Origin of the sequence: Nocardiopsis salina YIM 90010, assembly GCF_000341025.1 — a bacterium.
Lineage (GTDB): Bacteria > Actinomycetota > Actinomycetes > Streptosporangiales > Streptosporangiaceae > Nocardiopsis > Nocardiopsis salina.
On sequence record NZ_ANBF01000021.1, the window covers coordinates 1 to 17372 of the forward strand.

General features: G+C 71.1%; 12 protein-coding genes, 2 pseudogenes and 1 riboswitch. Of the genes and pseudogenes, 6 read left to right on the top strand and 8 right to left on the bottom strand.

The window, feature by feature from the left end; genetic code table 11:
* Window positions 1-53 precede the first annotated feature (53 nt).
* On the bottom strand, window positions 54-365 hold the full coding sequence (locus D474_RS0102135) for a hypothetical protein (protein ID WP_017611952.1): 312 nt from the start codon (window positions 363-365) through the stop codon (window positions 54-56).
* 247 nt (window positions 366-612) lie between these two features.
* Between D474_RS0102135 and D474_RS0102140 the strand changes: the two genes are divergently transcribed.
* Both D474_RS0102140 and D474_RS0102145 read left to right on the top strand, forming a co-directional pair.
* On the top strand, window positions 613-1884 hold the full coding sequence (locus D474_RS0102140; RefSeq protein WP_017611953.1) for a helix-turn-helix domain-containing protein: 1272 nt from the start codon (window positions 613-615) through the stop codon (window positions 1882-1884).
* 36 nt (window positions 1885-1920) lie between these two features.
* A complete protein-coding gene (locus D474_RS0102145; protein WP_017611954.1) occupies window positions 1921-2394 on the top strand; it encodes a hypothetical protein in 474 nt (157 codons plus the stop codon).
* 22 nt (window positions 2395-2416) lie between these two features.
* Here the strand turns inward: D474_RS0102145 and D474_RS27385 are convergent.
* A pseudogene (locus D474_RS27385) lies at window positions 2417-3515 on the bottom strand (site-2 protease family protein).
* 290 nt (window positions 3516-3805) lie between these two features.
* On the opposite strand from D474_RS27385, the gene D474_RS0102155 reads away from it, so the two are divergent.
* From D474_RS0102155 to D474_RS0102170, 4 genes are all read left to right on the top strand, one after another.
* A complete protein-coding gene (locus D474_RS0102155) occupies window positions 3806-4609 on the top strand; it encodes a RecB family exonuclease (RefSeq protein WP_017611956.1) in 804 nt (267 codons plus the stop codon).
* 69 nt (window positions 4610-4678) lie between these two features.
* Window positions 4679-5368, top strand: a complete 690-nt coding sequence (locus D474_RS0102160) for a LuxR C-terminal-related transcriptional regulator (RefSeq protein WP_017611957.1) — start codon at window positions 4679-4681, stop codon at window positions 5366-5368.
* A 242-nt stretch (window positions 5369-5610) separates the two neighbouring features.
* Window positions 5611-6984, top strand: a complete 1374-nt coding sequence (locus tag D474_RS0102165; RefSeq protein WP_017611958.1) for a threonine/serine exporter family protein — start codon at window positions 5611-5613, stop codon at window positions 6982-6984.
* Window positions 6985-7215: 231 nt separating this feature from the next.
* Window positions 7216-7404 (top strand): DUF5999 family protein, encoded by a 189-nt coding sequence (locus D474_RS0102170; RefSeq protein WP_017611959.1) that lies wholly within the window; start codon window positions 7216-7218, stop codon window positions 7402-7404.
* A gap of 69 nt (window positions 7405-7473) precedes the next feature.
* Here the strand turns inward: D474_RS0102170 and D474_RS0102175 are convergent, their stop codons facing one another.
* From D474_RS0102175 to D474_RS0102205, 6 genes and pseudogenes are all read right to left on the bottom strand, one after another.
* Entirely contained in the window at window positions 7474-8730 is a 1257-nt protein-coding gene (locus D474_RS0102175) for a tetratricopeptide repeat protein (protein ID WP_017611960.1), read from the bottom strand.
* Between the two features lie 145 nt (window positions 8731-8875).
* The gene (gcvP, locus tag D474_RS0102180) at window positions 8876-11770 is read right to left on the bottom strand and encodes an aminomethyl-transferring glycine dehydrogenase (protein WP_017611961.1); all 2895 of its coding nucleotides are present in this window, start codon (window positions 11768-11770) and stop codon (window positions 8876-8878) included.
* A 95-nt stretch (window positions 11771-11865) separates the two neighbouring features.
* A riboswitch (glycine riboswitch) is annotated at window positions 11866-11956 on the bottom strand.
* 170 nt (window positions 11957-12126) lie between these two features.
* Window positions 12127-12615, bottom strand: a complete 489-nt coding sequence (locus D474_RS0102190; protein ID WP_083931709.1) for a MerR family transcriptional regulator — start codon at window positions 12613-12615, stop codon at window positions 12127-12129.
* A 427-nt stretch (window positions 12616-13042) separates the two neighbouring features.
* Window positions 13043-13506 (bottom strand): annotated as a pseudogene (locus tag D474_RS27390) (bifunctional nuclease family protein).
* Window positions 13507-13662: 156 nt separating this feature from the next.
* On the bottom strand, window positions 13663-14190 hold the full coding sequence (locus D474_RS0102200; protein WP_017611965.1) for an FHA domain-containing protein: 528 nt from the start codon (window positions 14188-14190) through the stop codon (window positions 13663-13665).
* Between the two features lie 616 nt (window positions 14191-14806).
* Window positions 14807-17371, bottom strand: coding sequence for a sugar phosphate nucleotidyltransferase (locus tag D474_RS0102205; protein ID WP_017611966.1), 2565 nt, complete (start codon window positions 17369-17371; stop codon window positions 14807-14809).
* Window position 17372 lies beyond the last annotated feature (1 nt).

The following is a 17372-nucleotide window of genomic DNA, read 5'->3' on the forward strand; positions in this document are numbered from 1 at the left end:
CCGCGGTACGGGCACCGAGAGCGCCCGGTCAAGCGCGGGAAAGGGGTCCGCGCTCAGACAGCACCGTCGGGGACGCCCTCCGGCGCACGTGCGATCCTCCCGGCGACATGGGAGGTGCGGTGCGCCGGGGCCAACGGAACCCCTGACGGTGCCGGGGGGACACCGTCCTGTACGGGTCGGCGGATCCACCACCAGAGGCCGCCCCGGTGGGGGCGCAGCAGCGCGCTGCTGTGACCCGCGGCTGCCCCGGGGACCAGGACGAGTCCGCGGTCCCCGTCCTCGGTCGCATCGACCCCGCGAGAGCGCAGTTCGGCGGCGAGCCCGCTCAGGGCGTGCCCGGCCGGGTCCGAGGTCTGGGCGCTCACGGATGCCTCCCGAGGTGGTGTCTCCGGCCGTGCCGACCGGTGCTGTCGTTCCTGGGCCGGACACCGCGCGGCACCGGCCCCACCACCAACCCTCTCGCACAGTGATCGCGCGAACACCCTTCTATGCGGATCACGCATCGGGATTTATTTTTTGGACACACCCACCCGGGCCACCAGAAGTCCCTAACCTAAGCTCATGCCCCAACGAGACAGCGTTCTTCCACCGGAGCTGTGGTCACATCCCCCCATGGCGGCCGCCCTGGCCACCTGTGACATGGCCACGGTCATCGAGGGCGTGCGTTCGGCGCGCGGATGGTCGCAGGGCGAACTCGCCCGCGCCGCAGGTTACTCCCAGAGCTGGGTCTCACGCGTGGTCAACGGCCAACAGTCGCTGACCGTCGACCAGATCCAGGACGTGGCCAAACGCCTGGGCGTACCCCTGCACCTGCTGCGCTTCGGCGGCGCCCCGTCGGCGGAAGGCCCGGCCGTTCTCGGGCCGGGCAGGACGAAGGGGGTGGACCTCACGAGACGCCGTGACTTCGGACGGGCCGTGGCCGCTGGGGCACTGCTGACGGTGGGTGGCCGTCCCGAGCACGCGGACGAGGCGGCGGTGGACGAGTCGACCGCCCCGGCGCTGCGCACCATCACGAGCGGACAGCGGAGGATGGACGCCACCTCCTCCGCCCGTCACCTGCTGCCCGGTGCTGCGGCGCACGTGCATTTGTCCGAGCAGATGCTCATGAACGCGCGCGGGACACCGTTCGGCTCGGACCTGTGTGCAGCCGCCAGCGAGGCCTCCGGGTTCGCCGCGTGGCTGCACACCGACCAGGGTTCGATCGAGAAGGCCCGCACGCACTACCGCAACGCCGTCTTCCGCGCGCGGCAGGCCCGGACGCGCCTGCTGGACGTGTACATGCTCGGGTCACTCGCGGCCTTCGAGATCGACGAGGCGGGCTCTCCCGAACTGGGGCTGGCGCTGGTGCGCGAGGCCGAACACCTGCTGGGCCGGTCGGCCCATCCGACTGCACGGGCCTGGCTCTCGTGCACGGGCGCGCTCGCGCACGCGGGTGTCGGCGACGGTGAGGCGGCGGCACGGGCGATCCGGCGCGCCGAGCACGAGGTCGACCGCCCCGGCAACACCGACCCGCCGTGGCCGTGGGTGTTCGCCTTCGACCACACCAAGGTGGCCGGGTTCCGGGCCCGGGTGGGCGTGCGCCTGCACAGGCCCGACGAAGCGCGCAAGGCCTTCGAAGAGGCACGCGCACAACGTCCTGCCAGTGCCAAGCAGGCGGCCCTGCTACAGGTGGAGCTGGCCTCGGTGCACCTGGACTCCGGGGAGGTCGAGGAGGCCTTCCGGTTGGCCCGCGACGCGCTCTCGACGGGGCTGCGCTTCGAGTCGCGGCGCCTGGTGTCCCGAGTGCGTTCGTTCCGCCGCGCCTATCAGGGCCCGGACGCCCGCTGCGTGGACGACCTCGACCAGCGGCTCGGCGCTCTGGTCAGGGGCGCGGGCACTGGGTAGGGGACCCGGAGGAACCCCCGCCCCCGAGGAGGTCATGTGATCCGCATCGGCATCACCGGACACCGGCGCCTGCCCCCTGAGATCGACGCGACCGTGGCGACCATGATCCGCGAGGAACTGCGCCCGCACGGCTGCGAGATGGTGGGGGTGTCCTGTCTGGCCGACGGGGCCGACACCGTCTTCGCCGAGGCCGTGGTCGATGCGGGAGCCCCGTTGGAGGCGGTCGTGCCCGCCCGGGGGTACCGCGAGGCCCTGCCTCCGGAGCACCACCCCGTCTACGACCGGTTGATCGGTCGGTCCGTACTCGTGCACGAACTGGGACACGGCGCGTCCACGTCCGAGGCGCACATGGACGCAGGGCGCCTGTTGGTCGAGCGCTGCGACCGGCTGGTAGCGGTCTGGGACGGCGAACCCGCCCGCGGCCCGGGCGGGACCGCGGACGTGGTCGCCCACGCGCGTGCGCTGTCGAGGCCGGTCAGCGTGCTCTGGCCGGAGGGCGCCCGGCGCTAGTCGGCGGGCAACGGAGCCCGGCTCAGTCGCCTCCGGTCATGGCGGCGTTGACGTCGCGGGCGCGCAGCACACCCAGGACCCGGCCCTCGGCGTCGGCCACCAGGTATTCGGACATCGGGTGCGAGGTCAGGGCGGTGAGCAGCTCCTCCCCCTCGAGGTCGCCCCGGACCATGGAGTGTTCGGTGACCGCCCGCGCCAGGCTGGAGACGGGCACCCAGGCGCGGCGTCCCTGAGTGATGGCCTCGGCGGCGGAGGGGTGCACGATCGAGACGGGTGTGCCCGCCGAGTCGACGACCACGATCGCCTCGGCGCCCTCCTGCCCGGACCGGCGTTCGGCCTCTGCCAGAGGCGTGTCGGCAGGCACCAGGACAGCGGGGCGGGCCAGGGTGCGCGCACGCAGGTTCGGGACTCGGGCGCGCACGCGGGCGGCGCGCAGCGACTCGGTGGCGCCCATCCACATGAACCCGCCGAGCACGAGGCCCCAGACGAGCGCCCACGGGCTCGGGGAGCCGCCGGCCGCCCAGGCCAGCAGCAGCGGCAGGGGGGACCNCCACGCTCCCGGTGAGAGGGCGCCCGGTCAGCTTCCACACGCCCGCGCGCAGCAGGCGTCCGCCGTCGAGCGGGAGCCCGGGCAGGAGGTTGAACACCCCCACGAGCAGGTTGGCCAGCCACAGCTGGAAGAGGAGTTCGCCGGGCACGCTGAAGGGGTCGGCGAACAGCGACAGTCCGAAGAAACCTGCGGCCAGCAGCAGCGACAGGACGGGACCGGAGAAGGCGATCCAGAACTCGCGCCCGGGTGTGGGTGCCTCGCGTTCGATCTCGGAGACCCCGCCCAGAACGTAGAGCACGATGCGGCGTACGGGGAGCCCGTAACCGCGCGCCACGACCGAGTGGGCGAGCTCGTGCACCAGGACCGAGGCGTACAGCAGGACCGCGAAGACGAACGCGAGCACGTAGGAGCCCGCGCCCAGGAACAGGCGGCCCTCGACGAGCTGGCCGTAGACCAGGGTGATGAGGGCGGCAACGATGAGCCAGGAGGCGGTCACGTGAACCGGGATCCCGAAGGGACGGAAGAGGACCACCCCCGGTCCGCCCCTGGCCGCCGAGGGCCTCGCGCTCATCGCCGCTCCCCCGCGTGGTCGGTGGCCGGTCGCACTGTGTTTCCCCCCGCTGCTGTGGCTGTCCGGTTCCAGGGTACGAGGCGTTGGACGCGGCTCCGCCGGGGGCGGCCCCGGATCCGGGGAGGAACCTCGTCACCCTTGCGTTCGGTCCGTCCCGCTCGGGCGTGCGGCCGAGGCCTGTTCGGTGGACGCCTACCCTCGATTCGACGGGCACTGCGCCGCCAGGAGCCCGTCGAGGCGGTTGCAGGTGACGGACCGGTGGCCTGCCGAGCAGACCCTAGGCTGGAGGCATGACGACCGTGCCGCTGCCGAGCGCCTTGTCCCCCTCGCGCGCCTCCGACTTCCTGCAGTGTCCTCTGCTGTTCCGGTTCCGCACCATCGACCGGCTGCCCGAGTCACCCAGCCCCGCGGCACTGCGGGGCACGCTGGTGCACGCGTGCCTGGAACGCCTGTACGAGCTGCCGGCCGAGTCCCGCACCCCGCGCACGGCGGTGGGACTGGTGGACCCGCAGTGGGACCGCCTGCGCTCCAAGGACCCGACCGTCGAGGAGCTCTTCGAGGGCGAGCAGGAGCGCGAGGAGTGGCTGGAGTCTGCGCGGGCGCTGGTGCGGCGCTACTTCGAGCTGGAGAACCCCGGCTCCCTGGAGCCGCAGGACAAGGAGATGCGCCTGCAGGTGTCGCTGCCCACCGGTCTTCGGCTGCGCGGGTACGTCGATCGCCTCGACGTGGCCCCCGGCGGGCAGATCCGGGTGGTCGACTACAAGACCGGCAAGTCGCCACACCCGAGGTTCGAGGACAAGGCCAAGTTCCAGATCTTCTTCTATGCCGTGATGATCTGGCGCGACCTGGGTGTGGTCCCCACCCGGCTGCAGCTCGTCTACCTGGGCGGGAACGGGGCCGTGCGCTGGTACGACCCCACCGAGGAGGAACTGCGCGCCGCCGAATCGGAGATCTCCGACATCTGGGCGCGCATCGAGGAGGCCGGGCGAACCGGCCGGTGGGCACCCAGACCGAGCAAGCTGTGCGGCTGGTGCGAGCACCAGGCACTGTGCCCGGAGTTCGGGGGCACCCCTCCCCCGCTGCCCACCGGCTGACCGCGCCGGACGGGCGGTCCGGGCGCCGTTCCGTCCCGGGGCGGGCGGACGATACGGCACAATCTCGGTGTGAGCGTCTCTGTTCTTCTGGTCGACGACCAGCCCCTCGTCCGTGCCGGTCTGCGGATGATCCTGGAGTCGGCCCCCGATCTGTCGGTTGTGGGTGAGGCGTCCGACGCGCGCGAGGCCTCTCGGGAAGCCCGTTCCCTGGTTCCGGACGTGGTGCTCATGGACCTCATGGGCGGGCCGGCAGGCACCCGGGCGGTCCGCTCGGTGCTGGAGTGGGCCCGGCCGCTGGGCCACCGGGTGCGGGTGCTGGTTCTGGGGCCGCAGGACTTCGAGCCCCTGCTGCACGGTGCATTGCACGCGGGCGCGAGCGGTTTCCTGTTCAAGGACACTCCGCCCGAGGAGCTCGTCTCGGCGGTACGGGTGGTGGCCTCCGGCGGGGCAGTACTTCCGCCCCTGGTCCTACACCGGTTGCTCGATGAGGTCGCCCCGCTGCTGCCCTCCGGCGAGCCGGCCGGGCGCGCACCTCGGGACCCGCTGAGCGTGCGCGAGCGCGAGGTGCTACGGCTGCTTGCACGCGGGTGGTCCAACGCCGAGATCGCCGCCCACCTGTTCGTGGGCTCCACGACCGTCAAGTCGCATGTGGGCAGCATCCTCACGAAGCTGGGTCTGCGCGACCGCGTGCAGGCGGTCATCCATGCGTACGAGACCGGTCTCGTACGCCCCGGTGAGGGACACGCCAACAACCGCTGAACACGCGGCGAGTCGCTGTGGGGCCCCCGCGGGCCTTGGCAGGATGAAGCCCGTGATCGACCTCACGGGCCCCCGACCCCGCGGTCGGCGAACCGGGACTGCCGTGGCGGCGTCTCCTCAGGGACTGTGAACATCGCTCTGACCACCGCGGGGGTACAGGCGAGGAGCGAACGGAGAAGACGGGCATGCCGAACAGGCGCGGGAGGCCGCTCCCGCCGAGCGAGGACCGCTTGCTCAGCAGAATGCGGGACTGGCGTGCGGCGCACGAGAGCGAGCTGTCGCCGGAGGGGTTGGACCAGGACGAGGACGTCGAGCTGCCCGACGCACGCGTCATCAACCTCGTGCTGCGCGTGGGCGAGCTGATGCTGGCCAGTGGAGAGAGCACCGAGGCGGTCAGCGAAGCGATGCTCAGCCTGACGGTCGCTTTCGAGCTGCCCCGGTCGGAGGTCTCGGTCACCTTCACCAGCATCTCGCTGTCCACGCACCCGGGCGGGGACCAGCCGCCCATCACGGGTGAGCGTGTGGTGCGCCGCCGCACCCTGGACTACTTCCGCGTCAACGAGCTTCACACGCTGGTGGAGCAGTCGGCCCTGGGCCTGTTGGAGGTCGAGGACGCCACGGCCCGGCTCAAGCAGATCCAGAAGGCCCGCATGCCCTACCCCAACTGGGGCATCGCAGTCGGTTTCGGCCTCATCGCCTCCAGCGCCAGTGTGATGATGGGCGGCGGCCCCATCGTGGCGACGGTGGCGTTCCTGGCGACCGTGCTGGGCGACCGCACCTCGGTGTTCCTGGCACGACGCGGTGTGGCGGAGTTCTACCAGATGACGGCCGCCGCGGCAGTGGCGTCCACGATCGGAGTGGCGCTGCTGTGGGTCAGCACGGAACTGGACCTGGGGCTCCAGGCCGGGGCGATCATCACCGGTAACATCATGGCTCTGCTGCCCGGTCGCCCGTTGGTGTCGAGCTTGCAGGACGGCATCAGCGGCAGCTACGTCTCCGCGGCCGCGCGCCTGCTGGAAACCTTCTTCACCCTGGGTGCGATCGTCTCGGGCGTGGGTGTGGTCGCCTACACCGCGGTGCGCCTGGGTGTGGACCTGGACCTGGAGAACCTGCCCACGGCCGGGACCTCCCTGGAGCCGTGGGTGCTGGTGGGCGCGGCCGGCATCGCGATGGCCTTCGCGATCTCCCTGGCGGTGCCTCCCCGGATGCTGCCCGCGATCGGGGTCATGGGCGTGATGATCTGGGTGATCTACGCGGGCCTGCGCTCGTTCCTGGACACCCCGCCCGTGGTGGGCACGGTCGCAGGGGCCGTGGCCGTGGGTGTGGTGGGCCACTGGTTGGCACGACGGACCCGACGCCCGGTGCTGCCGTACCTGATCCCCTCGATCGCACCGCTGCTGCCTGGGAGCATCCTCTACCGGGGACTGATCGAGATCACGCACGGGACCACGGTGGTGGGCCTGCTGAGCGTCGTGGAGGCGGTCACGGTGGGGCTGGCGCTGGGTGCCGGCGTCAACCTGGGCGGTGAGCTCGTACGAGCGTTCCAGCGCGGCGGTCTGGCCGGTGCGGGGATGCGCAGCCGTCCGGCTGCCCGCCGTACACGCGGCGGCTACTGAGGCACCGCCCGCGGCCCGACACGCCTACGGCGCGGGCCGTACGGCCTCACGTTCGGTTCTGTCCGCATCGGGCCAGAACCCGCGAATGACCTGCACCGTCTCACCGGGTGAGAGCGAACGGCAACAGCGGTGCCACCACATTCGATCCCAAACGTGCACACGCATGTGATGTGAACCACTACTCTTGGCGTCAGCTCGACGACGAGCACCTGATGACCGAAAGGCGTTCCCATGTGCAGCCACGAACCTGCCTGCCCCTCTTCCGAGGACGTCGACCGCGAGGCCGCGCGGGTCGTCGCCAGCCACCCGGAGCAGGGTTGGAGCCTGCTCTGCAACGGAGTCGTCCTGTTCGACGACACCGGGGAGCTGCTTCCCGACGGGGCCGTGGTCGCTCCGCACCGCCCCCGCGCCGCGGCCTGACCCGGTCGCGCAGGCCGGACGCCCCCGAGCGGGGTGTCCGGCCTCCGTCGTGCCGGTACAGGCACCGGTTCAGGTCCGGTCCGGCCAGCCCTCGGGAAGCACGTCCTGGCCGCCCATCGCCTCGGTGAGCCTGCGCCGGAAATCGGCGTGCACGTCCGGCCCCCACACCAGCTCTCCGGGCGTGCGCAACGCCTGCTCCATGGCCTCCCGCAGCACGGCCGGGCGCACCTCCCCCTCGGCGACCGGGACGCCGAGGTGGTTGTGCATCTGGGTCACGACGGCGAAGAGCTCGCCGGCGAGAGCGGGGGCGCTGGCGGTGGCGACGGCCTCCTCCAGGTAGGACTCCCACCAGGGCTGCTCGGCCTCCTCCTGCTCCTCCTCGTCGGGAGCGGCGAACCCGCTCCGCAGCCGGTGGCGCACGTGGGCAACGGTCTCGCCGTCGCGGTTGTCCAGCCCCACGCGCCAGGCCCGTGCGGAGGCCTCCGGGTCCCCGCGCAGCGCCAGGAGCCCCGCGAGGAGTTCCACGGCCGCACCCGAGGTGCGGGGGCCGGGCCGGGCGGCATCCGTGTCCGGGGTGTCGGCGGCGTCGACGACGGCGCCCGCGTCGGCGATGGCGTGCTCCAGGTGGGCGGCGGAACGCAGCAGACGCAGACCCGGGTCGTCGGTCAGGGAGAGCCCGCGTTCGACGGCGGCGGCCGCGGCGCCGGGCAGCCCGCGTTCCAGCAGCCGCCCGGCCAGGTCCCGGGAGGCCTCCACGACGGTGTCGGCATGAAGGCGGCTGATGGGATCGGAGGCCGCAGGCAGGGTCAGCGCCGCCTCCCAGTGCTCCTCGGCCGCATCGACCGCGCCCCGGCCCTCGGCCTCGCGCGCGAGCCCGTAGTGGGCGACGGCGGCGTGGGCGGGGCCGCCGATCTCCAGCAGGCGGCGCCAGGTCCGTTCGGCTTCGGCGTGCTCGCCCTCGTGCTCCAGTGACAGCGCCAGGTGGTGGGCGGCCCGCGGACCGAAGCGCTCGTCGCCGGTGGCCACCGCGCGGCGTGCGGCGTCGCGGGCGGCGGCCAGGTCACCGCGCTGGTCCTGGACCACGGCCAGGCCCAACAGGGCGCGGGCCTGCACGCGCGGGCGGGGGTTGGTCGCCACTGCGCGTTCGTAGAGCGTGGCGGCGCGTTTGAGGTGCCCGTTCTCGGCCAGGTCCTGGGCCTGATCGCACAGGTCCGCGGCGTCCTCGGACCCGGGTGCGGGACCCTCGTCGGGGTGGTCCGCTGGGTCGGCGGCCTCGGGCGGTTCGGGGGCTCCGGAACGTGCGGGGGATCCGGGCGTGGTGGTCATGCGTACCGCTTTCGGTGGGGGCTCTGTCGGGGCGCGCGGGCGTGGGGCCACTGTAACGCGGGCTCACACGGCGTCCGAGCGCACACGACGGGGGCCGCCCGGCGGACGGCCCCCTCGGCACGCGTACTGCGGTTGCGGCCCCGGGTCAGATCTCGAAGGCCTCGGGCGGCGGGCAGGAGCAGACGAGGTTCCGGTCGCCGTAGGCCTGGTCGATGCGGCCCACCGGCGGCCAGTACTTGTCCTGGCGCAGGGACGGCAGCGGGTAGGCGGCCTCGGCCCGGCTGTAACCGTGTTCCCAGGTCTCGGCGGTGACCATCTCCGCGGTGTGCGGCGCATTGACCAGGGGGTTGTCCTCGCGGTCCCACTCACCCGAGGCGACCTTGTCGATCTCGTGGCGGATCTCGACCATCGCCTGCACGAAGCGCTCGAGCTCGGCGAGGTCCTCGCTCTCGGTGGGCTCGACCATGAGCGTGCCGTTGACCGGGAAGGACATGGTCGGCGCGTGGAAACCGTAGTCCATCAGGCGCTTGGAGACGTCCTCGTTGCTGACTCCGGTCGTCTTCTGCAGCGGGCGCAGGTCGATGATGCACTCGTGCGCGACCAGCCCGTCGGCTCCGGTGTACAGGACCGGGAAGTAGGGCTCCAGGCGCTTGGCCAGGTAGTTGGCGGAGAGCACGGCGATCTCGGTGGCCGAGCGCAGGCCCTCCTCCCCCATCATCCGCACGTACGCCCAGGAGATCGGCAGGATCCCGGCCGACCCGAACGGGGCCGCCGAGACCGGGCCGACCCCGGTGTGCGGGCCGGCGCCGGGCTGGCCCGGATGGTTGGGCAGGAAACCGGCCAGGTGGGACCGGACCGCGACCGGGCCGACCCCGGGGCCGCCGCCACCGTGCGGGATGCAGAAGGTCTTGTGCAGGTTGAGATGGCTGACGTCGGCGCCGAACTCACCGGGCTTGGCCCAGCCCAGGAGTGCGTTGAAGTTGGCGCCGTCGATGTAGACCTGACCGCCGGCCTCGTGGACCATGCGGCACACATCGGTGATCGTGCCTTCGAAGACTCCGTGCGTGGACGGGTAGGTGACCATGATCGCGGCGAGGTCGTCGGAGTGCTTCTCGGTCTTGGCCGCCAGGTCGTCGAGGTCGACGTTTCCGCCCTCGTCGCAGGCGACCACGGACACGCGCATGCCGGCCATGACGGCGCTGGCGGCGTTGGTGCCGTGTGCGGAGCTGGGGATCAGGCACACATCGCGGTGGGCCTCGCCCCGGGAACGGTGGTAACCGCGGATCGCCAGGAGCCCGGCCAGCTCGCCCTGGGAACCGGCGTTGGGCTGCAGGGAGACCGCATCGTAGCCGGTCACCTCGGCGAGCCAGACCTCGAGGTCGCGGACGATCTCGACGCTGCCCTCGGCCTGGTCGAGCGGGGCGAAGGGGTGCAGCGTACCGAACTCGGGCCAGGTGACCGGCTCCATCTCCGTGGTGGAGTTGAGTTTCATGGTGCACGAGCCCAGCGGGATCATGGTGCGGTCCAACGCCAGATCGCGGTCGGAGAGCCGGCGCATGTACCGCAGGATCGCAGTTTCGCTGCGGTGGGTGTTGAAGACCGGGTGAGTCAGGTAGTCCATCCCGCGAGCGAGGGAGCCGGGGACGCGGTCGGCCTCCTCGTCCACGACGGGGCCGTGCTTGGCGGCGGAGCGGTCGGCCTCGCCGAAGGCGGCGATCACCTGCTCGAGGTCGGCATCGGAGGTGGTCTCGTCGACGCTGACCCCGATGGTGCGCTCGTCTGCGGCCAGGAGGTTGTACCCGCGTTCCAGAGCCGATTCCAGGACACGGGCGGAGCTGGGCACCCGCACACGCAGGGTGTCGAAGAAGTGCTGGTGCACGATCTCGAAGCCGCGTTCGGTGAGGGCGTCGGCCAGCGCGGCGGTGCGGGTGTGCACCTGCCGGGCGATGGCCCGGAGCCCGTCGGGACCGTGGTGCACGGCGTACATGCCGGCCATGACGGCCAGGAGCACCTGAGCGGTGCAGATGTTGCTGGTGGCCTTCTCCCGCCGGATGTGCTGTTCGCGGGTCTGCAGGGCCAATCGGTAGGCCGGGCGTCCGGCGTTGTCGACCGAGACACCGACGAGGCGTCCCGGGAGCTGGCGGCGCAGCTTCTCGCCCACGGCCATGTAACCGGCGTGGGGACCGCCGAAGCCGAGCGGGACACCGAAGCGCTGGGTGGAGCCGACCGCGATGTCCGCGCCGAGGTCGCCGGGACTCCGCAGCAGGGTCAGTGCGAGGATGTCGGCGGCCACCACGGCCAGGGCGCCGCGCTCGTGTGCGGCCTCGACGATCGCGGAGGGGTCGCGGACCTCGCCGGAGGAGGTCGGGTACTGCACGAGCACGCCGAAGGACTCGCCCTCGGGCAGCCCCTCGGACAGGTCGGCGACCACGATCTCGATCCCGAGGGGCTCTGCACGCGTGCGTAGCACCTGCAGGGTTTGGGGGAAGACGTCGGCGTCGACGACGAAGACGTCGCTCTTGGTCTTGGTGGCACGGCGGGCCAGCGTCATGGCCTCGGCCGCGGCGGTGGACTCGTCGAGCAGGGAAGCCCCCGAGACCGGAAGACCGGTCAGGTCCGAGACCATGGTCTGGAAGTTGAGCAGGGCCTCCAGGCGGCCCTGGGAGATCTCGGGCTGGTAGGGCGTGTAGGCCGTGTACCAAGCCGGGTTCTCCATGATGTTGCGCAGGATGACCGGCGGGGTGTGGGTACCGTAGTAACCGCGCCCGATCAGCGAGGTCGTGACGTGGTTGCGCGCGGCCAGCCCCCGCAGTTCGGTCAGGGCCTCGGCCTCCCCCGCTGGTTCGGGAAGGTCCAACGGGGCCTGGCGGCCGGATCCTGTGAGGATGGACTCGGGGACGGCGGCGGCCATGAGCTCGGCGGTGGAGCCGTGGCCGATCGTCTTGAGCATCTCCTCGGTCTCGGCCGGGGACGGGCCGATGTGCCGGTCGGCGAAGACCCGGGCGGGTGTGCCGTGGGTGTGGGGCGACTGTTCTGGCACGGAGACCTCCTGGTGACAGGGCCGAGCGGCTCGGCGGTGTTCCTCACGGTCTCCCCCTCTGTCACCGGGCGCGCGGGCACCGGCTCCAGAGTGGCCTCCTCCGCGCGGTCCGTGGTGCCTGAGAGGTTACTGGGGAGTATTGCCCCGTCGGCGCCCCGTTGTCGAGGTCTCTCCCGCGCGGTATTGACGGCCTATGACGCTGTCTTGTCATATGAACAGGGAAATGTCGGCTTCATCCCCGTTATGCCCACGACCGTACTCGATGGTGCCCCACAACACCCAGCCCACCCGCGCCCCGAACGCCCCCGTGTGCAGCACGTCACACATACCACCGAACGCGGGGAATCGGGCGGTTCTCACCCGGTGCGGCGCTCGCGCCGGCGCTGCGCCAACTCGTCGACGGCCTGCGGCGCGGCCTGGGGAAGGTCGGCACGTTCCTCGGGTGCGACCACACCGAGCGCCTCCTCCAACTCGCGCCAGACATTGGCCAGCGCCAGGCCGAACATGCCCTGCCCGCGCTGCATGAGGTCGACGACCTCGTCGGGTGTGGTGCACTCGTACACACTGACGCCGTCGCTCATGAGGGTGATGCGCGCCAGGTCCTGGGCGGCACGGCCGCGCAGGTGCTCGACGGCCGTACGGATCTGCTGCAGGGAGATACCGGTGTCCAGCAGGCGCTTGGCCACCTTGAGCAACAGGATGTCGGGGAGGCTGTAGAGCGGGGCGTTGTGGGCGCCGTTGCGCACGCTCGGCTCCACTAGGCCGGTTCTGGCCCAGTAGTCCAGCTGGCGGTAGGTCACTCCGGCAGCGGTGCACGCTGCCGGGCCCCGATAGCCGACGTCCATAGGCAGCGCCACCACGTCCTCTTCGCCCAGTAGGCCCCGCTGCCCCGCCAACCGCAGCGCGGACCTCCGGTCCTGGGGATCCTGCTTACCGCCCGCTACCGCCACGCCGACCTCCGGCTCCTCGTCCCACGGCGGTCTCGACAGGGGATGTCCACTTGAGGGAACGGATGCGCCGTGGGTTCCACTGCACCGACGGTAGGACGAGGCAAAGACAGCGTCAACGACACCCCACGGCGCGTCGCCGCGCGAGCACACCGCAGCTCCGGACTCATCGCTGCGTCCCGGCCCCGCGGTCCTTCACTCCGGTTCCCGAGGTCATGTCCACCGACCAATCTATCATCGCCGAGCCCTGCATCGTCGCAGGTCACAGCAGCATCGGACGGGCAAGCGGACGCCGGGCCCACCGGGACCCGGCGTCAGAGCCGACTCAGGTCTTACGGCCGAAGTCCTCCGGCGAGATGTTGTCCAGGAACTCGCGGAAGGCCTCGACCTGGTCCTCCTGCTCGTCCGGTATCGGCATGCCGGCCTCCTCGATCACGTCCTCGTGGGCGTAGATCGGGGTGCCCGTGCGCAGCGCGAGGGCGATGGAGTCGGACGGGCGTGCACTGACCTCGACGCCGTTGTCGAAGACGAGTTCGGCGTAGAAGATACCGTCCGACAGACCGGTGATGCGGACCGTCTCCAGTCCGGTCTCCAGAGCATCGAGCACATCGCGGAACAGGTCGTGTGTCAGCGGCCGTGCAGGCGCCACACCCTGTTGTGCGAGTGCGATGGCGGTCGCTTCGACCCCGCCGATCCAGATCGGCAGGGGGGGGGGNCCTCCTTGAGCAGGACGATCGGTTGGTTCGAAGGCATCTCAACCCGGACGCCGACGACCTCCATGTGTTTCACAGCGTCTCCGTCCCACGAGTCGTCATGCCGGATGCGCGCTCTTCCTGCTCTCGGTCGGATCAGGACTCGAAGGCGAAATCGGCACCCTTCGTTACAAAGCTCTCCGGCGGCGGGGAACCGCAAACCTACCGGCCACCGCCGCCGACAGCGTCGGCCTCAGCGNNGGACCATCCGGAACTTGCCGATCTGGATCTCGTCGCCACCGCCCAGCTCGGCCTCGTCGACCGGCTCGCGGTTGACGTAGGTGCCGTTGAGGCTACCCACGTCGCGGACCCCGAAGCCGTTGCCCCTGCGGAAGAATTCCACGTGGCGGCGGGAGACGGTCACGTCGTCCAGGAAGATGTCGCTGTTGGGATGGCGCCCGGCGGTGGTCACATCACTGTCCAGCAGGAACCGGCTCCCGGCGTTGGGGCCGCGCCGGACCACGAGCAGGGCCGTTCCTGGAGGGAGCGCGTCGGCGCTGCCCGAGTCCTCACCCCCGGGTTCGTCCCCCGACTCCTCGTCGTCCAGGACCTGTATGCCCGAGATCGAGATGGTGGACGTGACGTCCCCGGCGGCGTCGCCTCCCCCCTGGGGCCGTGGGCTGTCCTGTTCGGCCCTGCGGATGGGGGTTCCACAGTGGGAGCAGAAACGGGCATCATCCGCAACGGCGTGACCGCACTGCGTGCAGTAAACGCTCGACATAGGTCGGCTCGGCCTCCTACCGCACGGGGCGGTGCTTGATTCGGCTGATCGGTGGCACGCCCCCGAGCCGGTGCGGGCCCGGGCCCGCACACCGCCGGGAACGGGGCGAGGCGGGACACCACCACTGCGGCGGGGCCGCCTCGCACGGTCGGTCGCTAGGTCTCATCCCCCATGTTGTACTCCTCGTCACCATCCGGGAGGTGTCCGCCGTTGCCGGAACTCCCGGTGCGGGTGGTGACTCGGCGCTCAGGGAACACTCGACTTTAAACCATATCCCTGTCCAGACAGGGTTTTGCTCCTCCCCGGCCTGCCGTGCACACCGGCGTGCACGGCGCCGGCGGACCGCCGCTCGGCGGGTGGCCGGAACCAGACCCGGGGCCGGATCCGCGCCTCCCTGTGAGCGGACACCTGTTCTGGTGCTGATGCGGCCGAGGCGGGTTTGGTTCTCCCATCAACCGAGGAATTGGTGAATATCTTCCCCGCACGGCACTGAACTGCGCTTTCGCGCCGGAATTCGACCGCTCGGACCCGAGTGCGGGCCTCGGCGGCCGCACGGGCCCGGCCGGAGCGGGGAGACGGGCACCGGGTGCCCTCCTCCCCCACTACCGGCGGGTGTTCAGCCCTCGGCGCGTTCGACGACCACCGCCCATTCGTCGAGCAGGCGGTACGCGATGTCCGAGTCGGGACCTTCGGCCCAAAGATGGGTGACGGCCTCCGCGGTGTCCGGGAGCACGAGCGCCCAGCTTCCGTCGGGCTCGACGACGCGCACGCCGTCGGTGGTGTCCAGTTCCCGGTCACCTGCGGCCTCCACGACCGCACGCATGACGCTGCCCTTGATCGCCCACGGTGTGGGGACCGAACGGCGCAGCAGGTGCGCCTCCGGGATGCCGGCGTCGATCCGGGCGACCGAGCGCCGGGTGCGCGCCACCAGGCCCAGCAAACGTACGAACGCGGCGATGCCGTCACTGGTCGGGCCGAACTCGGGCACGACGAACCCGCCACGGCCGTCGCCGGCGAAGACGATCTCCTCGCCGCCGTCCCTGACCGCCTTGGTGAGCTCGTGGGTGGCCGTGGGGGTCCAGCGCACCTGCAACCCGTGCGAGACCGCCACGGTCTCGGCCACACGGGTGGTGGTCACCGGCAGGGCCACGGTGCCTCGGCCCCGCTCGGCCGCCACCAGGTCCAGTACCACCAGCAGCGCGCGGTCGTTGTCGATCAGCGCACCGTTCTCGTCGACGATGAAGAGCCGTTCGGCCACCGGGTCGAACCGCACACCGAAGTCGGCGCCCGACCCTGCCACGAGCTCGCCCAGGCGTTCCAGGTCGCGCATCTTCTTTGCGACCGTGTCGGTGGGTGAGGCCTCGTCCAAGCGGTTGTTGACGGTGAGCACGTCCACGCCGATACGGCCCAACAGCGAGGGCAGGATCAGCGAGCTGGTTCCACCGGCGCAGTCGACCACGACCTTGAGCTCGGCCTCGGCCACCCCGGAGGTGTCCACCGAACGCAACAGGTCGTGTGCGTAGGTCTCCACGTTGCGCGAGGGGAAGGACAGCTCTCCGATCTCCCCGGGGAAGGCCCGGCGGTACTCGGCCCGGGAGAAGACCCGGTCGAGCTTGCGCTGGGCCCCGGGTGACAGGTCTGCCCCGTCGCCGTCGAGGAAGACGATGTCGACCGACTCCGGGTCGCCCGGGCTGGTGCGCACGGTGATCCCGCCGGCCACCTCGGTGCGGCCCGTGATGAACCGGGCCACCGGCAGCGGCACCACCTCCAGGTCGCGCACCTCGATCGCGGCGGCCGTCAACGCGCTGATGATCGCGCGTTTGAGCGTGCGCGCGCCACGGGAGACGTCGCGCGAGGTGGTCACGACCGCGCCCTTCTTGAGCGTGGTCGCGTAGGCATTGGCCAGGCGCACGGCCAGTTCCGGGGTGATCTCGACGTTGATCAGGCCCGAGACCCCGCGCGGCCCGAACAGGGAGCGCTGCCCCCTCGACTCCCAGACGACATTGGAGCTGACCACCGCCCCGGCCTCGATGGTCTTGAAGGGGTAGACCTTGACGTCGTTGTGCACGTAGGCCTCGGACTCGATGACGCAGTCCTCGCCCACGACCGCGCCCTCCTCGACGCGCACCGCGGACATGATGTCGGTGTTCTTGCCGACCACCGTGCCGCGCAGGTTGGCGCCGCGTCCGATGAAGACGTTGTCGTGCAGGACCGTGCGGTGGGCGAAGGCCTCCGCGCGTACGACGGCGTTGCTGCCGACGACGGAGTACTCGCGCAGCTCGGCGCCGGCCTCGATCTTGGCGTAGTCGCCGATGAACAGCGGACCCTTGAGTACGGCGCTGGGGTGGACCTCCGATCCCTCCCCGACCCAGACGCCGGGCGCGACCTCGAAGCCGTCGATGTCGACGTCGACCTTGCCGGACAGCACGTCGGCCTGGGCACTCAGGTAGCTCTCGTGGGTGCCGACGTCCTCCCAATAACCGTCGGCGACGTACCCGTAGAGGGGTTCCCCTTCGGCCAGGAGCTCGGGAAAGACGTCTCCGGACCAGTCCACGACCTCGCCCTCGGCCACTCTCTCCAGGACCTCGGGCTCCATGATGTAGATGCCGGTGTTGACGGTGTCGGAGAAGACCTGGCCCCAGGTGGGTTTCTCCAGGAAGCGCTGGATCCGGCCCTGTTCGTCGACGATGATGATGCCGAACTCGAGCGGGTTGGGCACCCGCTTGAGGGCGATGGTGACCTTGGCGCCGCTCTCGCGGTGGAAGCGGACCATGTCGGTGAGGTCGATGTCGGTGAGCGCGTCACCGGAGATGACCATGAAGGGTTCGCCGCGCAGGTGTTCCTCGGCGTTCTTCACACTGCCGGCTGTTCCGAGCGGTACTTCCTCGGCGACGTAGTTCAGCTTCATGCCGAGTTCCTCGCCGTCACCGAAGTAGTTGCGGATCAGGGTGGCCAGGAACTGCACGGTCACGACGGTCTCGGAGAAGCCGTGGCGGTGGAGCAGGCGCAGCACGTGCTCCATGATGGGCTTGTTGACGACCGGTAGCAGCGGTTTGGGCTGGTTGGCGGTCATCGGGCGCAGACGGGTGCCTTCGCCGCCGGCCATCACCACGGCTTTCATGGGGGGCGTGGGCTGGGGGGTGCCGGTGGAGGCGGCCCCGGGCTCGGTCGGGGTACTCATC